Source organism: Actinoallomurus sp. NPDC050550 (assembly GCF_040655075.1).
In the GTDB taxonomy this organism is placed as follows: Bacteria; Actinomycetota; Actinomycetes; order Streptosporangiales; family Streptosporangiaceae; genus Actinoallomurus.
On sequence record NZ_JBFAJC010000071.1, the window covers coordinates 35,327 to 51,628 of the forward strand.

General features: G+C 69.8%; 15 protein-coding genes and 1 tRNA gene. 9 read left to right on the forward strand and 7 right to left on the reverse strand.

Annotated features, from left to right (window positions below; genetic code table 11):
* Positions 1-38: 38 nt before the first annotated feature.
* Entirely contained in the window at positions 39-650 is a 612-nt protein-coding gene (locus tag AB0I04_RS48950) for a PadR family transcriptional regulator (RefSeq protein WP_360901632.1), read from the reverse strand.
* Positions 651-730: 80 nt separating this feature from the next.
* On the opposite strand from AB0I04_RS48950, the gene AB0I04_RS48955 reads away from it, so the two are divergent.
* The 3 genes from AB0I04_RS48955 to AB0I04_RS48965 all read left to right on the forward strand — a co-directional run bounded on the left by AB0I04_RS48955 (position 731) and on the right by AB0I04_RS48965 (position 3,458).
* Positions 731-1,942 (forward strand): FAD-dependent monooxygenase, encoded by a 1,212-nt coding sequence (locus AB0I04_RS48955; RefSeq protein WP_360901635.1) that lies wholly within the window; start codon positions 731-733, stop codon positions 1,940-1,942.
* A 394-nt stretch (positions 1,943-2,336) separates the two neighbouring features.
* Positions 2,337-2,684: a hypothetical protein gene (locus AB0I04_RS48960; protein ID WP_360901638.1), complete on the forward strand. Its 348-nt coding sequence runs from the start codon at positions 2,337-2,339 to the stop codon at positions 2,682-2,684.
* Positions 2,685-3,137: 453 nt separating this feature from the next.
* Positions 3,138-3,458, forward strand: coding sequence for a tyrosine-type recombinase/integrase (locus AB0I04_RS48965; protein WP_360901641.1), 321 nt, complete (start codon positions 3,138-3,140; stop codon positions 3,456-3,458).
* A 79-nt stretch (positions 3,459-3,537) separates the two neighbouring features.
* Here AB0I04_RS48965 and AB0I04_RS48970 read toward each other — a convergent pair.
* Both AB0I04_RS48970 and AB0I04_RS48975 read right to left on the reverse strand, forming a co-directional pair.
* Positions 3,538-3,610: transfer RNA gene (locus AB0I04_RS48970), tRNA-Arg, on the reverse strand.
* A 146-nt stretch (positions 3,611-3,756) separates the two neighbouring features.
* Positions 3,757-3,999, reverse strand: a complete 243-nt coding sequence (locus tag AB0I04_RS48975; protein WP_360901643.1) for a hypothetical protein — start codon at positions 3,997-3,999, stop codon at positions 3,757-3,759.
* Positions 4,000-4,009: 10 nt separating this feature from the next.
* Between AB0I04_RS48975 and AB0I04_RS48980 the strand changes: the two genes are divergently transcribed.
* From AB0I04_RS48980 to AB0I04_RS48990, 3 genes are all read left to right on the forward strand, one after another.
* Positions 4,010-4,273, forward strand: coding sequence for a hypothetical protein (locus AB0I04_RS48980; RefSeq protein WP_360901646.1), 264 nt, complete (start codon positions 4,010-4,012; stop codon positions 4,271-4,273).
* A 652-nt stretch (positions 4,274-4,925) separates the two neighbouring features.
* The gene (locus tag AB0I04_RS48985) at positions 4,926-5,150 is read left to right on the forward strand and encodes a hypothetical protein (protein WP_360901649.1); all 225 of its coding nucleotides are present in this window, start codon (positions 4,926-4,928) and stop codon (positions 5,148-5,150) included.
* A gap of 96 nt (positions 5,151-5,246) precedes the next feature.
* Positions 5,247-6,455, forward strand: coding sequence for an RNA polymerase sigma factor (locus tag AB0I04_RS48990; RefSeq protein WP_360901652.1), 1,209 nt, complete (start codon positions 5,247-5,249; stop codon positions 6,453-6,455).
* Between the two features lie 24 nt (positions 6,456-6,479).
* On the opposite strand, the gene AB0I04_RS48995 is transcribed toward AB0I04_RS48990, so the two are convergent.
* Positions 6,480-7,172: a hypothetical protein gene (locus AB0I04_RS48995; protein WP_360901655.1), complete on the reverse strand. Its 693-nt coding sequence runs from the start codon at positions 7,170-7,172 to the stop codon at positions 6,480-6,482.
* Between the two features lie 609 nt (positions 7,173-7,781).
* On the opposite strand from AB0I04_RS48995, the gene AB0I04_RS49000 reads away from it, so the two are divergent.
* On the forward strand, positions 7,782-8,612 hold the full coding sequence (locus AB0I04_RS49000) for a cyanophycinase (RefSeq protein WP_360901658.1): 831 nt from the start codon (positions 7,782-7,784) through the stop codon (positions 8,610-8,612).
* A 3-nt stretch (positions 8,613-8,615) separates the two neighbouring features.
* The gene (cphA, locus tag AB0I04_RS49005; RefSeq protein ID WP_360901661.1) at positions 8,616-11,270 is read left to right on the forward strand and encodes a cyanophycin synthetase; all 2,655 of its coding nucleotides are present in this window, start codon (positions 8,616-8,618) and stop codon (positions 11,268-11,270) included.
* 278 nt (positions 11,271-11,548) lie between these two features.
* Here the strand turns inward: cphA and AB0I04_RS49010 are convergent, their stop codons facing one another.
* From AB0I04_RS49010 to AB0I04_RS49020, 3 genes are all read right to left on the reverse strand, one after another.
* The gene (locus AB0I04_RS49010) at positions 11,549-12,232 is read right to left on the reverse strand and encodes a response regulator transcription factor (protein WP_360901664.1); all 684 of its coding nucleotides are present in this window, start codon (positions 12,230-12,232) and stop codon (positions 11,549-11,551) included.
* Between the two features lie 197 nt (positions 12,233-12,429).
* Positions 12,430-13,617, reverse strand: a complete 1,188-nt coding sequence (locus tag AB0I04_RS49015) for an NlpC/P60 family protein (RefSeq protein ID WP_360901667.1) — start codon at positions 13,615-13,617, stop codon at positions 12,430-12,432.
* Positions 13,618-13,904: 287 nt separating this feature from the next.
* A complete protein-coding gene (locus AB0I04_RS49020) occupies positions 13,905-14,729 on the reverse strand; it encodes a chaplin family protein (protein ID WP_360901670.1) in 825 nt (274 codons plus the stop codon).
* Positions 14,730-15,143: 414 nt separating this feature from the next.
* Between AB0I04_RS49020 and add the strand changes: the two genes are divergently transcribed.
* A complete protein-coding gene (add, locus tag AB0I04_RS49025) occupies positions 15,144-16,148 on the forward strand; it encodes an adenosine deaminase (RefSeq protein WP_360901673.1) in 1,005 nt (334 codons plus the stop codon).
* Positions 16,149-16,302 lie beyond the last annotated feature (154 nt).

Sequence of the window (16,302 nt, forward strand, 5' to 3'; positions counted from 1 at the left end):
TGCGGCCGCCCTCGACCGTAACCTCGAGGTTCCAGTGGTTACTCCTCGTACTGCTCGGTCTGTCCCGATGCGATGGCTGCCAGTTCCTCCATCGACCAGGTCAGCCGCCCACTGCGCAGGTCCGCGATGACCGACCGGATCCAGTCGAGCTGGGCCTGCGCCGTCTTCAGCACGTATTCCGACTCCAGCGTCACCACGCGCGGCAGGAACTCCGCCGCGCCCGCGTTTGCTTCCAGGCCCTGGAACGCCGCCGAGAGCTGGGCCTCCCGGCGCTCCAGGAGCTGCAGGGCCTCGGCCGGTTCGAGCATCAGGACGTGGGACAGCGCCACCGGGAAGTCGGAGAACTCCTTCCTGGGGACCGTCAGCATCTCCTCCAGCCACTCCCGCGTCGCGCGCCGCCCGGCCTCGGTGATCTCGTAGACGGTTCGCTCCGGGTACTGGCTGTCACGCTCGGTCTCCCGTACGGCCACCAGGCCGGCGGCCTGCAGGCGGTCGATCGTCCGGTAGAGGGTGGCCCGCTGGCCGACGTTGACGACCTGGTCCTTTCCCCACTGCTTGATCAGGCGCTGGATGCCGTACGGGTGCAGGGGGCGGGTGTGCAGGATCCCCAGGATCGTCAGGGCGAGCGGGGATCCCTTGGGTGTGGTCATGGTTCTGATACTAGCCGCGAAATTACTAGTTGACTTGATACTAGTTTCAGTGCGACTATCACGCTATGACGAAGACAGCCATGACGAAGACAGCGCTGATCATCGGCGGCGGGATCGCCGGTCCCATCGCCGCGATGGCCCTCCAGAAGGCGGGCATCGACGCGACCGTTTTCGAGGCCTACCCGCGCAGTGCCGAAGGCGTCGGCGGCGGCATGAGCCTTGCTCCCAACGGCCTGGACGCGCTGGACGTGCTAGGCCTCGGCGACCTGGTCCGACCGGCCGGACAGCCCATGACCGGGATCGTCATGCAGGACTGGGCGGGCCGGCGGCTGGCCGAGTTCGGCAACCCGCCGGGTGTGCCCCCGATGCGGTTCTTCTGGCGCTCCGACCTCTACCGGGCCATCAATCAGGAGGCTGCCCGCCGTGGCATCCGCACCGAATTCGGCAAGCGGCTGGTGTCGGTGACCGAGGCTCCCGACTCGATCACCGCGCACTTCGCCGACGGGACGGAAGTCACCGGGGACGTCCTTATCGGAGCCGACGGCATCCGCTCCACGGTCCGCACATTGATCGACGCCGACGCGCCCGGCCCCGCGTACGCCGGTCTGATCAGCTTCGGTGGGCGGGTGGAGCACCCCGGCGTGGCCTCGACCCTGGGCAAGATGCCGATGAGCTTCGGCAAGCAGGCCTTCTTCGGCTACCAGGTGTTCGACGACGACACCGCGGTCTGGTTCGTCAACCTTCCGCACGAGGAGCCGATGACCGCCGCCGAGGCCCGGCAGACCCCTGCCGCAGCGTGGCTACCGGTCCTGGAGGCGGCGTTCGCCGGAGACCGTACGCCCGCCCGGCAGCTCATCGCTGGGACCCGGCCCGATGATCTGGTCGTCGTCGGGCCGATGGAGAACATGCCGCCCAAGGTCCCGGTCTGGAGCCGCGGCCGGATGGTGCTGGTCGGCGACTCCGCCCACGCTCCGTCCTCCAGCTCGGGCCAGGGCGCGTCCCTCGCGATCGAGAGCGCCGTGCAGCTGGCCCGGTGCCTGCGCGACCTACCGTACGACGAGGCATTCGCCACCTACGAGGAACTGCGCCGCCCCCGGGTCGAAAAGATCATCAAAGCCACCACGCACAAGAACAGCGCCAAGACCGCCGGACCGGTGGGCCGAGTGCTCAACGCCTGGGCACTCCGGATCTTCGCCCGACTGATCAAGCCCGAGAAGATGGCGTGGATGTTCGACCACGCCATCGACTGGGACGTCCCGGTCGGATCACACGAACTCAGCCACCTTGACTGACCCCGAGTGGCGGTCGTCACGATAAGCCGGCGCCACGCCGACGATCACCATGCTGGCGATCAGGCCTCGGCGCGCGACGCGCGGATAGCGTGGCGGGAGTCGGGCCGGCGCTGACAGCTCGCATTGGCAACCCGTTGGCCAAAAGGCCCCTCGCGTGATCGCGAGGGGCCTTTTAGCTGGTGCGCAGCCGGAGGGATTCGAACCCCCAACCTTCTGACCCGTAGGTACCCAAATGATCTCCGAGGTCGTTCGGATCAGTCCGCACGCTGGGCGAACGTCAATTCAGCCGTCCGGATTCGTACGCCTGGCGTCGAGATCGTTTGTCCCGGTGGCTCCCACAGTGGCTCCCGGCAGCCACGCTGCCTCCGGATCAAGTGACCGTAGGCTTCTGCCCATGCACGCCACCATCACGGAGCACGCTCGGTGCCTCTACGGAGATGAATATCGGCCGACGCCCGAGTGCAACCTTGAACACGGCGAGCACTACTTCGTCGAGGAGTTGACCTTCGCCGACGCCGACTCGATTCTGGCCATGCTCCGCGAACTGTCTCCGCATCTGGCCGATGGTCATCTTCCCGTGTGGATTCGCAACCTGGCATACCGACTCGTGCTCCTGCAGCGGCCCGACGAACCGACCCTGATGCGCGAGGCTGCAGACAGCCTGTACCTGCACGGTCCTGACTGGGACCACATCGCTGCGGACCTCCGACGCCGAGCCGATGCTCTTGAAGCAGGGACCTAGACCCGGACTTCCTTCTTGCAAATCATGCCGATCTTGGGCCATTTAGCCGCTGACCTGCGCGGTCATGTGTCCGCGAATGACCGCTGTTGACCCCTGATCACCGGGGCTAATGGCCCGCTAATGGCCCGTCGAGGCGGCGCGCCTGGTTCCGGTGGCGAGCTTGGCCAGGTGCTCGCTTCCAAGAGGGCCGTCACATGTTCAACGGCCCACGGGTCCAGCCGCGTCAGATGCTGCGCCAAAGGCTGGACGATCTCTGTCGGTACCTCTCCGTACTCGACAAGGTAACCGAGTGAGTGCGCGATTTCCTCTTGGACGTCAGGATCGCTCTCCGCTAGTAGCGCATCGACAAGCGCTGTAACGACCTGATCCACATTCCGTCCAGCCTTGGCTGCGTAGGCGAGCCAGTCACCTAGGCAGGCAGCGGCATCCTGGCGTACGCGGCGATCCACGCTGGTGAGTTCGTTTAGTAGATCGTGCGGAGTTCCAGCCATTCCGAGATTATGCCGCGCGACGCGCACGGTTCCCCCGGCCTGGTCATCCCGTCCGCATGCACGACCTTCGACAGGGAAGGCCGGACTTGGGCACTGGCATCCGCATGAGCTGCGGCACTCGGGGGCCTCGCTGATGCTCGCCCAGGGGACGCCGCTGCACGTGGTCTCCGAGATCCTGGGCCACGCGAGCATCACGATCACCAAGGACGTGTACGGCCACCTCATGGAGGGGGACAAGCGGGCTGCCGCGACGTCCATGAGCCGGGCTCTGTTCGGGTCCTGACCCGGGTGGCTCCCTGCGTGGCTCCCACGGCCAAAAGCAAAGGCCCATTCCTTGACAGGGATGGGCCTTTGACGTGGAGCGCAGCCGGAGGGATTCGAACCCCCAACCTTCTGATCCGTAGTCAGATGCTCTATCCGTTGAGCTACGGCTGCTGGCGTCCAAGAGTGTACGGGACTTGACCTCAGCGCGCGAATCGAATCCCGTCCGCCCGCCGAGGCCAGGGCGTTCGCGTCGGAGACCGCCGTCGCTCGATCCGGCGGTGTACGCGCCCTTTCAGGCGTCGCAGGCCGTGCGGCCCTCACTGACCGCAGTTGCCACGGACCGGCTGCTGCGTTCCGGTGTCCACGTCGGCGTCGGGGATGTAGCCGCCGTCGATCTTGTCCCAGAGGGTGCTCTGCTGACCGGTGGGTCCCGTGACCGGGCCTCCTTCGACGGTGCAGTAGATCCGGACTCTCGTACCCCGGACCAGCCGGGCGGTCACCGGCGTGCTGAGCCACTGCCCCTCGTGGACCAGGGCCACGGTGTACCCCGCCGGAACCATGATCGCCCCGATGGCCGGCGCCTGGCTGTCGGCCACCGGCGTGGCTGGAGCCGAGACGGGTGACGACGGGGGCGAGGCGGGTGATGAGGCCGGTGATGACTGTGGTGACGACCGGGTCGACTCCGACACGGGGGACGACGGCGAGGAAACGTACACCGGCGGTTGCACTTGGGCGGGCGCGGAGCCGGATCCAGAGCCCGAGCCGGAGACGAAGGATGCGACCAGGCTGATGACCGCGACGATGACGGATCCGATGCCGGCGGTGAGCCAGTAGAAGAGATAGGGATGCTTTCTGCGGTCGCGAGGCGGCGGTTGTTCGGTTCGCATGTTCCCCGTCGACTGAACCATATGGCATACCTCTTTTCGGAAACCCACCCGAGAGAGATCGTTCGATCTCACCCCCATTGCCCTCGAGGGTAGGTTCGCGGCAGAAAGCAGACCATCCCAGATTTGTGGGATGCCTGACTACAATGCCACCGTGGCAAAAGCGCGCCGAGATCGAGCTATCTCTGATTCGGTCCGGCGATTTCAGTCGAACCTTCGGTCCGATACCGGGGCCGTCGAGATAATCGACCATGCCGTCGGTGCGCTGGCGGAGGCCATGCCGGCGGACGTGTGGTGCGGGGTCCTGCTCGATCCGTCGACGATGCTGGACACCGGGGGCGAGCACAGGCGGGTGTGCGAAGCCGCCGGGAGCTCACCGCGAATCTGTTCTTCCGCCATTACTTTCCTCAGCTCGCGGATCCTCCCCTGTCGACGGACGGCAGGCTCATCAACGGCGTGGACGGCTGACGGATTCGACTGAGTCGTCTGTCTCGGCCGACTCGCGCCCGGGAGGCGTACGGACGGCTTCCCGCCGACGGGAGGTCTCCACCTCGTCATGTCGCAGAAGTAGCCTCCGCACGTTCCGGCCCAGCAGGTATCCGATGTCACTGTCCCGACGACTGCCGGCCGGCGGACCGGCCCTCGCGACGGCGGGTACGGCGTTCGCCGTGGCAGCCACGAGCAGCAGCGCCGCCGCCCCGGCGCGGCCACGGACGCGAGAGCCGATCGTGATCGCGCACCGCGGCGCCGGCGCGTACCGGCCGGAGGACACGATGAACGCGTACCGGCCGGCCGTCGAGATGGGTGCCGCCGCTCAGTTCTCGTAGTGGCTTTTGCGGTAATTCGGGCGATCTTGTGACCTATCCTTGACACTGGTGTAAATCAGGAGCGCTGCCGTCCGGTCCGATACGTGGAGCACGTGCATGGCAAGGTGGTCACGGTTCGCCCCCACCGCCGACAAGCGTCTCGTCAAGGCGTTGCAGGAGGGGGACGAGGAGACCCTGGCGACGCTGTACGACGTTTACGCCGAGCGGTTGTACGACTACTGTTCGGCGCTTCTCGACGATGACAAGGTCGCCGCGGACGTCGTGCACGACACCTTCATCGACGCGGCGCGCCGAGCCCCCCGCCTACGCGAGCGCGAGCGGCTCCGCGCCTGGCTGTACGCCTCGGCGCGGCGGCGCTGCCTCCTCCGCAAGCGACCGGCCGCGATGGCGGACGACCAGGCCTTCGCCCGGCTCGACTTCTTCCACCGTGAGGTGCTCTTCCTCGTTCACCGCCACGACGTGACCGGGGAGGACCTGGCCGCGACGCTCGGCGTCACGACGCGCCGGGCGCAGGAGCGGCTGAACCGCGCCACCCGGCAGTTCTCCGACGCGGAGGAGGTCGTGGGCGCCGTACCGGTGCCCGAACCTCCTTCCGCGCTGCGGCATCGGGTGCTCCACGCGGGCACCGATCCGGAACTCTCCGGATACCGGACGGAGATCGCCGCGCGTGGCGGTGCCCTGACGCCCGAGGGGATGCCCAAGCAGCCCGACGCGCCGTCCAGGCTGGCGCGGCGGTGGGCGTTCGCGAGCGGCGGGTCGGTGGCGGCGGTGGCGACCGCGGTCGTCGTGATGATGTTCATCGGCCCGGACGTGCCGGTCCCGGACCTGCAGTGGCCCGGCCAGAGCAAACCCCGGCCGAAGACGCCGAACTCCCGGACGCATCGGTCCAAGATTCCCGTCGTCGCCACGCCTCGGACCTCACTGCCGAGGGGGCCGGAACTCCCGGGACCGGAGCTGGTCCCGTCGCCCGGCCCGACGAAGTCCCCGCCGAAGAAGTCGCCGAAGCCGCCCAAGGGCACGCTCGTGGTGAGCCCGGTGTCGATCCACCTGTATGCCATGAGCAAGATCGCCGACATCCAGCTCACCGCGAAGAACGGCAAGGTCGCCTGGAACGCCTCCAACTCCGACCCGCAGATCGTCCTTTCCAACGTGACCGGCGAGATCTCGGCCGGTGAGCACGCCACGGTCCAGGTCATCCTGGACCGGAAGGGCATCACTCCTCCCGGTCAGACCGTGGTGATGGTGACCGACGGGGCGGGCCGCTCCACGCCGGTCACCGTCACCTGGGACCTGTCCCTCTTCTGACCGCCGGTGCCGCGGCGCGATCGATCAGCCCCGGCCGCCGGGGAGAGCGACGAGTTTCGCGACGTGCCCTCCGCCGCCGCCTTCCCCGATCGCCCGGAGCACCGGCTGGGCGAGCTCCTCCTCGACCGCGCGCCGCTGCACGAAGCCGTGGTAGAGGACGCCCTTGGCGTTGACCCGCACCGCATGGAAGTCCTGCGGATCGAGGGAGCAGAACCCGGTCCGTACGACGTCCTGGTAGAGCGTCTGGGAGACGATCAGCGCGACGTCGCGGTGCTGCTGGTCGGCGAGCACGCGGCGCAGCGGCTTGGCGTTGAGCAGGCGGCTGACGACGATGGGGGCGTCGCCCGCCGGCCCGAACGGTCCAGGCGTGAGGGTGCCGTGGTGCAGCGCGACGCGCAGTCGCAGCCGCCGGCCCCCGCTCCGCGCGTGGTTGAACTCGCCGAGGACGGTCTCGAGCTGGCGCGTGAAGTCGCCGACGACGAGGGAGACGTCGACGTCCTCGGGCAGGACCGCGAGCTCGCCGTCGCCGCTGACCTGCTCGTACCACAGGCTGCGGTCGAGGCCGACGTTCTGCGCGGCCAGACTGAGGATGCTGCGGAGATCAGTCTGTGCGCGCAGCTGTCCCCGCGCGTCGCGCGTACTATATTTCTCGACGTCGACCGCCAGAAGAAGACGGTAGATAAGGCGAACGTCGGCATAAACGTCCGTGTGCGGCATGGCCACCTCCAAAGCAAACTGGGCTTTGCGCCCCCATTCGCTCCACTTCGGAGAGAGTGTGCCCCTCAGAGGATGACCAGCGCGCCTCTTTTTCTTACCTACCCGACGCCCTTCCGGTGAGCGGTGAATCCAGCGCCCCTTAGACGCACGACGACCGGACGGGGATCCTTGAGGTAAGAAAAAGCTTACCGAAGGGGCAGTCGACCTGTCGGACTACGACGGCGGCCGAAACAGTCCTTCCTGGTCAGGAGACCGACGTCGCCGACGAAGCCCACCCGCCCGATCTCGACCGGAGAGGCTCGTGGCAGTCAGAGCGATCAAGAGCGCTACACATTAGCCCAGTTTCACGGCGTTTAGGGCAATTCGCCGCGACCTTACCGTCCGGCGCGCTGACCTTCATCGGCCTTCGTCCCTCGCACTCCCTTACATCGCCCTTACGCTCCGGCACTTCACCCGTACGCTCCAGGGCCACTTCTCCCCGGCAGCACGTCGCCATTCCGGCGATCCCGTCGACGGCGACCGGGGCCCCGTCCGGCGCGGCGCAGGACGCCAGGGACGAGCCGAGCCTCGGCCTGACTACTTGAAGTGACATTAGGGTAACTAGCTGTCGTGACCGACATAAGGGAGGAGCGTCCGCGCGACGGCCGGCTCCTGGTCATCGGCGGCGCGGAGAACCGCACCTGCGGGACCGGGCCTCTCGAGGAGTTCGTCGCCCTCTCCGGCGCACGGGACTCGCACATCGTGATCGTGACCACGGCCACCGAGATGCCCGAGGAGGTGGCCGCCGAGTACACCCGGGTGTTCCGCCGGCTCGGCGTCTCCTCGGTCACCGAACTCCGGCTCCCGCACCGCGCCACCGCCGACAGCCAGGCGGCGCTCGACGTGCTCCGGAAGGCCACCGGCGTCCTGTTCAGCGGCGGTGACCAGTCGCGCATCCGCGGTCTCGTGGGATCGAAGGTCAACGCCCTGCTCCGGCGACGGCTCGGCGGCGACGGGCTCGTCATCGCGGGCACGAGCGCGGGCGCCACCGCGATGGGCCGCTGGATGATCCTCGGGGGTGACGGTCACGAGGTCTCCGCCTCGGCCGTACGGCTCGGCCCCGGCCTCGGTCTGCTCGACGACGTGCTCATCGACATGCACTTCGCCGAACGCGGCCGGCTACCGCGGCTGCTCAGCGGCATCGCGCTCGACACCCGGCGGCTGGGCGTCGGCATCGACGAGGACACCGCGATCGTCGTCCGCAAGGGCCGCTTCGAAGTGATCGGCAGCGGCGTCGTGACCGTCGTCGACGCCGACCAGGCGACCGTGGGGTACGCGGACTGCGACGACGATCCGATCGTCCTCTTCCACGTACGCCTCCACCTCCTTCCGGCCGGCTGCTGGTTCGACATGGAACAGCGCAAACCGTGGTTCGGCCCACTACCCGCAGAAGAGGAGTGAACCGTGCGCCTCGAGCATCTGCGCTGGCTGAACGGTCCCAACGTGTACACCGCGCGACCGGTGGTGATCGCTCGTCTCGATTTAGGAGAACTGACCGAGCGCGAGACCAGCGACGTCCCCGGCTTCGCCGCGCGGCTCGAGTCGGTCCTGCCGGGCCTGGCCGACCACCACTGTTCCGCGGGCCGGCCGGGCGGGCTGCTGGCCGCGATGGCCCGGGGCACGTACTTCGGGCACGTCACCGAGCACGTGACGCTCGAGCTGTCCGCGATGATCGGCCGGGACGTCTGCTTCGGCCGTACGGTCTGGGCCGGAGCGCCGGGATGCTACGACGTCATCCTCGAACGCCCCCGGGACGAGCCCGCCGAAGGCTCGCTCGTCGGCGGGCTCATCGAGCTCGCCATCCGGACGGTGACCGGTCTGGTGAGCGAGGGCGAGGTGGGCGGAGCGTTCGACGCCGAGCTCGCCGCCCTCGCCGCCGCGTACGAGCGGACCCGCCTCGGCGTCAGTACCGCGGCGCTCGCCGCCGCGGCCCGGCGTCGGGGCATCCCCGTCCGCCGGGTCGGCGACCTCAACCTGCTCCACCTCGGATACGGACGGCACCGGCGCACGGTGTGGGCGGCGATGACCGACCGGACCTCGGCGATCGGCGTGGAGGCCGCCGGGGACAAGATGCTCGCCAAACGGCTGCTGGAAGGAGCCGGGCTGCCGGTGCCGGAGGGCCTCATCGTGACGACCGCCGAGGAGGCGATCGCGGCCTTCCACGAGATCGGCGCCCCGGTCGTGGTCAAGCCGCCGGCCGGCCACCACGGGGCCGGCGTCGCGATCGAGCTGACCGACCCCGACGAGGTGGCCGCCGCGTTCCGTGCGGCCTCCGCCGACGAGGGTGCCGCGCTCGTCGAGGCGTACGTGCCCGGCCGGGACCACCGGGTGCTCGTCGTCGGAGATCGTGTGATCGCCGCCGCCGAGCTCAGCCCGGCCAAGGTGACGGGCGACGGCATCTCCACGATCGCCGAACTGGTCGCCACGGCCAACACCGACCCGGCACGCGGCGAGGGCCACGACCGTCCGCTCACCCGCCTCGTGCTCGGCCCCACGGAGCTGGGCCACCTGGCCCGGCAGGGCCTGCGACCGGACTCCGTGCCGGACGCCGGCCAGGTCGTGACGCTGCGCCGCAACGCCAACCTGTCGACCGGGGGGACCAGCAAAGACGTCACCGACTCCGTCCACCCCGACGTCGTACGGCTCTGCCGCCGCGTCGCGGCGACCGTCGACCTCGACATCTGCGGGATCGACCTGCGCCTGCCGGACATCACCGCACCGCTGCCCGCCGACGCCGGCGCGTCCGGCGTCATCGAGGTGAACGCCTCACCCGGCCTGCGCATGCACCTCGCGCCGTACGAGGGGCGGCCCCGCGACGTCGCCGCCGAGATCGTCGACCGCCTCTATCCACCCGGCACGTCCGGGCGCGTGCCGATCGTGTCCGTCACCGGCACCAACGGCAAGACCACGACCGTACGCATGATTGCCCACATCCTGGCGCAGGACGGCCGGCGCGTCGGCATGACCACCACGGAGGGCGTGTACGTCGGCGGGGAACTCGTACACAAGTCCGACGCCTCGGGTCCCCGCTCCGCCGCGATGGTGCTCGGGGACCGGACCGTCGACGCGGCGGTGCTGGAGACCGCGCGCGGCGGCATCGTCCGGCGCGGGCTGGGCTACGACCGCGCCGACGTCGCCGTCCTCACCAACATCACCGACGACCACCTCGGCGTCGACGACATCACCACGGTCGACGACCTGGTCGAGATCAAGGCACTGGTCGCCGAGGAGATCCGCCGCGGCGGGCACCTCGTGCTGAACGCCGACGACCCGCGGACCGCCGAGCTCGCCGAGCGTCGGCGCGTCCGGGATCGCGAACCGGCCGTCCGCTACTTCGGAATCTCGGCGACCACACCGTGCCTCGCCCGGCACCTCGGCGACGGCGGCGTCGCGTACTTCGTCGAAGACGGGGCGCTGACGGAGGGCCAGGGGACGCGCCGGTACGCGCTACTGCCGGTCGCCGACGTGGCCGGGGCGTTCGGGGGAAGGGCGCGGCACGTGATCGGCGACGCGCTGGCGGCCGCGGCCGCCGCACGCGCGCTCGGCGTGCCGGCCGACCTGGTGGCACGAGGTCTCCGATCGTTCGACCCGCATGAACTGAACCCCGGGCGCGGCTGCGCCTTCCTGATCGACGATCGCCCGATCGTGGTCGACTACGCGCACAATCCGGCGGCCGTCGCCGCCGCCGGCGAACTCCTGCGGCAGGTCTGGGGACGGGACGGCGTGGCCGCCGTGACCCTGCCCGGAGACCGCTGCGACGAACTCGTCATCGACACCGCCCGCGCGGTCGCCCGGTCGTTCGGCCGCGTCGTCGTGTACGAGGACGAGGATCTGCGAGGCCGCCGCCCCGGCGAGATGTCCCGGCTGATCGTACGAGGACTGGTCGACGCCCGCCCGGACGTCCGCTGCCACCCGGCGGGGGACCTCAAGGACGCCGCCGGCATCGCCCTCGGCGTCGCCACACCCGGCGAGCCGATCCTGCTGCTGTACGAGAAACTCCAGCCGGTGATGGACCTGCTGCACACGCTCGGCGCGGTCCGCGTGCCGGGCACGGGTTGACCGTCGGCGAACGGCCTGGCCGGGCACAGGTCGACCGTCAACAGACGGCCGGGCCGCGCACGGGCTCACCATCGACAGGCGGCCAGGCCAGGCACAGGTCGACCGTCAACAGACGGCCAGGCCGCGCACGGGCTCACCAACGACGGACGGCCAGGCCGGAGACGGATTCACCGTCGACGGGCGACCGGGCTGGGGACGGGTTGACCATCGTCGGGCGGCGGGGCCGGCCGCAGGGTGGGATCGACGACCGCGCGCCGCGGCCGGCCGCCCGTCGATGGTCAGAGCCACGCGTGTTCGCTGGCGATCCGGATCGCGTCGATCCGGTTGCGGGCCTCCGTCCGGCTGATGGCACTCGACAGGTGGTTCCGGACCGTCTTGACCGACAGCGACAGCACATCGGCTATCTCCGCGGTCGTGGCTCCGTTCGCCGCGATCCGCAGAACCTCCAGCTCGCGGGGTGTCAGTGGGTTCTCCCCGACGGCGCGGGCGGTCTGCGCCAGCTCCGGATCGATCACCCGTCGGCCCGTCGCGACATGGCGGACGCAGCGCGTCACCAGTTCCGCCGGCGCCTGCCTGCTGATCAAACCGAGCGGGTCGACGGCCAGTGCCCGGCGGACACCGCCCGGATCCGCTTGGTCGGCCAGCATCACGACGGCGCATCCGGACGCCACGGCATGGAAGCGGGTCGCCGCGTCCGTACCGGGCAGGTCCACATCGATGACGGCCACGGCGGGCCGTAGCTCCGCCACGGCCGCCGCGAGAGCGTCCGCGTCCCACGCGTCGGCGACGACTTGGATATCAGGCTCGTCGTCGAGGCAGGCGGACAGCCCTAACCGGAGGATGTGCACGTATTCGGCGACGAGTGTCCGGATGACCGGCTGGTGCGGATCCTTCCGCTGCGCGCCCCACCGCCCATGCCGCGAACCCGGCCATCGTTCCGATCCGTGATCGTGTCTGTTCATGTTTCGCCCCCACGGCAGCCGTGACCGCACTTTGCCCACTACATCGCAAATAAACCTTGCATGGCGTGATGTCGTTGAAGGGACAACGTCACAACGCCCTGCCGTCTCCGGTAGGACCCCGTGGCGACTCGTCGCACACGTTCGGCGGAGTGCGCGCCACGTCCGTCGCCGACTTGCCTGTACGGTGGATGGCCGCCTCACTCTTGCTCCGTCGTCCCGGACCCGCCCATCGGCCGGGCGGAAACGGGGGCCGTGCCAGGCGCCCCTGCGGCGGCCGATTCGGGCGAGCCCCCGAAGGACCGCGCCGGGGCAGCCGCCGACCCCACAGGGCCGGGCGTCGCAGAGGCGGACCCTGCAGGCGCAGATGCTGCAGGCGTGGACCCCGCAGGCGCGGATGCCCCAGGCGCCGACCCCGCAGGGGCAGACCCGACAGGCGCCGACGCCCCAGAGGCCGACCCCGGAGGCGCGGACCTCGCAGGGGCGGACCTCGCAGGGGCAGACCCCGCAGGTGTCGGCGCCACAGATGTCGGCGCCGCAGGCACGGACATCGCAGGGGCAGACCCCGCGGGCGCCGACTCCGCAGGGGCGGACGCCGGCGCGGTGGGTGCGGTGCTCGGGTGCGGTGCCGGGACGGACGTCGGCTCCGAGACCGACCGGGCGGGACGGTGCGGAACGGACACCGACCCGGGCGCGGCCGTGGTCGGGACGGACATCGATCCGCTGATCCGTCTCCGTGGCCGCGCGGCGAGCGACCGGACCCAGCGAGGCCAGACCCGATAGGCGGGAGCGCCCGGCCGTGCGGCGCCGGCGAACGCCCGGCGTCGCCACCCCGTCAGGGAACCGCGCTGGACCACGGTCCCGGTGTGCGGGGCGTGGACGAAGCGGCCGTGGCCGACATAGATGCCGACGTGGCGGGCGCCGGAGAAGAAGACGAGGTCGCCCGGGCGCAGACGGTTGATGGGCACCTTGCGCCTGATCGTGTGGTACTCGATGTCGGCCCGGTGCGGCAGGGGCACCCCGCCTCTGCGCCACGCGGCCATGGCCAGGCCCGAGCAGTCGTACGATCGCGGGCCGGCCCCGCCCCATCGGTAGGGCTTGCCCATCTGCCGGTAGGCGAAGTGCACGGCCCGTCGGGCGGCGGCCCGCTGGGCGGCGACCCGTGTCAGGTAGCGCTCATAGGCGTGCAGGACCCGGAGTTGCCGTTGGGACGGCCGGGCGGCGGCCGTCACCGCGGATCCGCGGTCCGTACGGGCCGACGCCTCGCCGGGCGTACAAAAGGCGAGCAGCACGCTCACCCCGATGACCGGATATCGCAGTAACGCGGGACGGGCCGAGCCTACGTGCGGCTTTACGACCGAAGCATATTCGTGACCAGGCGACTTCATCCACCGTCCTCCAAATGGCGAGCGAGCTACTCAGCAGCAGCACATACCCTGGAAGAAGGGAGACGTACCATTACCCTTTTCGGCGCATTGCTCGCCATCTGGATATCGACCGGGTCCACAGAAAGGAAAGGTCAGTCCTGGTATTCGGATGTGCCAGATCCAAGCCAGATAGAAGTAAACACAGGCACCCGATCCGCCCGGCGATTCGAGCGATCGAGGACAGAATACCCACCTGGAAAAATGAAAACCGCCCGGCCGGAGGACCGGCCGGGCGGAAATGCTTCAGGTCAGGAGACGTTCCGGGTGAAGGACGCGTCCCCGTCGCAGGCCGAGGCGGCGATGCCGCGGATGGCCGCCGAGTTGCCGCAGACCACGATGGGCGCGGTGACCGGAACCGTCGCCTGGTTGTTGCTGAGGAGCTGGTCGCGGGCCATGTCGGTGCTCTGCGTCGAGTGCTGGGCGCAGGTCTCCTGGCAGGCGGCCGGCGCTCCGGCCGGCTGCTGGCACGCCTGCGAGCAGACCGGCGCCTCCGGCTTCGCGGGGGCCGCGGGAGCGCAGGCCTGCGAGCAGACCGGCGCGGCCGGGGCCTCAGCCGCGGGAGCGCACGCGGCGTTGCAGGCGGAAGGCGCCTGCGCGCAGGACGCGTTGCAGGCGGAAGGCGCCTGCGCGCACGAGGCGTTGCAGGCGGAGGACGCCTGCGACGACGAGGCGCCGCTCGAGATGGACGAGTGGCCCTTGCAGGTCGCGGTGCCGAGGCCCCCGGCGGAGACCGCGTTGCCGCAGATGATGATCGGCGCGGTCACCGGCGCTGCGACCTGGTTGTCGCTACCGATGGACGACCCGCCGAGCGACGTGGCCGTGATGCTGCTGCTGCGGTGGTGGTAGCTGTAGCGGAAGCGCTGCGTGCTCCCGGTCGAGACGTTCGAGTGCGGGCTGAGCACGTTGATCGCGCTGCCCGCCAGCAGGTTGGGAACGGACACCGGGATCTGCGTGCCGCCGGCGATGCTGTGGTCGCCGCTCGTCGTGTCGGCGTTGGCGATGCCGGTTCCGACCGCCGCGAACGCGGCTCCGACGAGGACGGCACGAGCGGCGCGAACAGTCCATTTACGCATGGTTCCCCCAAGGGTGTTTGTTTTCTTCGATGCTGATGCGGGGTGATTTCTCCGTCATCCTGCTGCGAATGACTTTTCGCCGAGCAGCGTGCGCGGCGGGATCGCACGATCACGTCTTTTTCTGACCGGTCGAAAGGCTAACACCGCCGTTCCGGGCCGCCAGTGAGCCGCGGATGGCCACGTAAAAGGGTCACCCGCTCGACCAAGCGCTTTTCCATGACGCGACCGGCACGGGCTCAGCGGCGCGCCGGAAACGCCAACGGGCGGCAATGACCGAGGCCCCTATCGCGCACGAATCCTTGGTGTTGGCATGACCCACGGTGCCGAGCGCCCGCCCGGGACGCCGCTCCGGTGGCGGTCGAATGCCGCGATATATGAGGTGACGTGCGGCGATGTCGTTCCTAGGATCGCGGCATGCGCGATCTGGCCCGCCTGCCAAAGGCCCACCTGCACGTCCACCTGGAGAGCACCGTCCGGTGGGCGACGCTCCAGGAGATCGGGGCGGCCAGTGGCGTCCCGGTCCCGGTCCCGGCGCGACACGGCGACGGCCCGGTCGCGTTCGACGACTTCCGTGAGTTCGCCGACCTCGGCACGATGGTCCGCGACTGCCTGCGCCGTCCGGAGGACTTCCGGAGGATCGCGGTGGAGTTCTGCGCGGACGAGGCGGCGCAGGGGACCCGCTACGCCGAGGTCACCTTCACGGCGGCCGCGCACGGTGAGCGTCTGGGCCTGCCTGAGATGCCGCTGGAGGCCGTCCTCGACGGGCTCGCCGAGGGACAGGCCGCGTACGGCATCGAGTGCCGCGTGATCCTGGACCACTCGCGACGGCGTTCGGTGGACCGCGCCCGGCGCACCGTCGAACTGGCGGCCCGCCACGCCGCGGACGGGGTCGTCGGCATCGGCATGGCCGGCGACGAGTCCCACCCCCTCACCCCCTTCGCCGAGGTCGTCGGGGAGGCTCGGGACGCCGGGCTGCGTCTGGTGCACCACGCCGGCGAGATGTGCGGACCGGCGAGCATCCGCGAGGCGATGACCGTCGGCCAGGCCGATCGGCTCGGCCACGGCATCCGTGTCCTGGACGACCCGGACCTCGTCGCCGAGGTGCGGGACCGGGCACTGGCGCTCGAGGTCTGCCCGTCCTCGAACGTCGCGCTCGGTCTGGTGTCCTCGTTCGCCGCCCACCCGCTGCCCCGGCTGCGCGACGCCGGACTGACGGTCACCATCAACACCGACATCCCGGTCATTATCGGCACGACCCTCACGGACGAGTACGCCCGCATCCGTGACGCCTTCGGGTACGACGACACCGCGCTGGCCGCGTTGTCCCGTGCGGGAGTCGACGCCTCGTTCGCTCCGGAGGCGACCAAGGCCCGGCTACGCCGGGAGATCGACGCTTGGCTGTCCTCACCCGCCTCCTGAACGACGCCAGGGACTGCGCCCGGAGGACCTTCCCCCGGGCGCAGCGGGCACCTAGTGTTATGCGCCTGAAATTCGTCGGCAAAATCGTGCTAGGGATTCGAGGATCTCTTCGGCGGTCTTGGTCCACACGAACGGCCGGGGGTGGGTGTTCCAG

Excerpts from the sequence above, each read along its gene's own strand:
- AB0I04_RS49015 (WP_360901667.1), bottom strand. The coding sequence starts at position 13,617 with ATGAAGTCGCCTGGTCACGAATATGCTTCGGTCGTAAAGCCGCACGTA.
- AB0I04_RS48950 (WP_360901632.1), bottom strand. The coding sequence starts at position 650 with ATGACCACACCCAAGGGATCCCCGCTCGCCCTGACGATCCTGGGGATC.
- AB0I04_RS48975 (WP_360901643.1), bottom strand. The coding sequence starts at position 3,999 with ATGGTTCCGGCGGGGTACACCGTGGCCCTGGTCCACGAGGGGCAGTGG.
- AB0I04_RS49010 (WP_360901664.1), bottom strand. The coding sequence starts at position 12,232 with ATGAACAGACACGATCACGGATCGGAACGATGGCCGGGTTCGCGGCAT.
- AB0I04_RS48990 (WP_360901652.1), top strand. The coding sequence starts at position 5,247 with ATGGCAAGGTGGTCACGGTTCGCCCCCACCGCCGACAAGCGTCTCGTC.
- AB0I04_RS48995 (WP_360901655.1), bottom strand. The coding sequence starts at position 7,172 with ATGCCGCACACGGACGTTTATGCCGACGTTCGCCTTATCTACCGTCTT.
- AB0I04_RS48985 (WP_360901649.1), top strand. The coding sequence starts at position 4,926 with ATGTCACTGTCCCGACGACTGCCGGCCGGCGGACCGGCCCTCGCGACG.
- AB0I04_RS48955 (WP_360901635.1), top strand. The coding sequence starts at position 731 with ATGACGAAGACAGCGCTGATCATCGGCGGCGGGATCGCCGGTCCCATC.
- AB0I04_RS48980 (WP_360901646.1), top strand. The coding sequence starts at position 4,010 with ATGGCCGGCGCCTGGCTGTCGGCCACCGGCGTGGCTGGAGCCGAGACG.
- AB0I04_RS49020 (WP_360901670.1), bottom strand. The coding sequence starts at position 14,729 with ATGCGTAAATGGACTGTTCGCGCCGCTCGTGCCGTCCTCGTCGGAGCC.
- AB0I04_RS48960 (WP_360901638.1), top strand. The coding sequence starts at position 2,337 with ATGCACGCCACCATCACGGAGCACGCTCGGTGCCTCTACGGAGATGAA.
- add (WP_360901673.1), top strand. The coding sequence starts at position 15,144 with ATGCGCGATCTGGCCCGCCTGCCAAAGGCCCACCTGCACGTCCACCTG.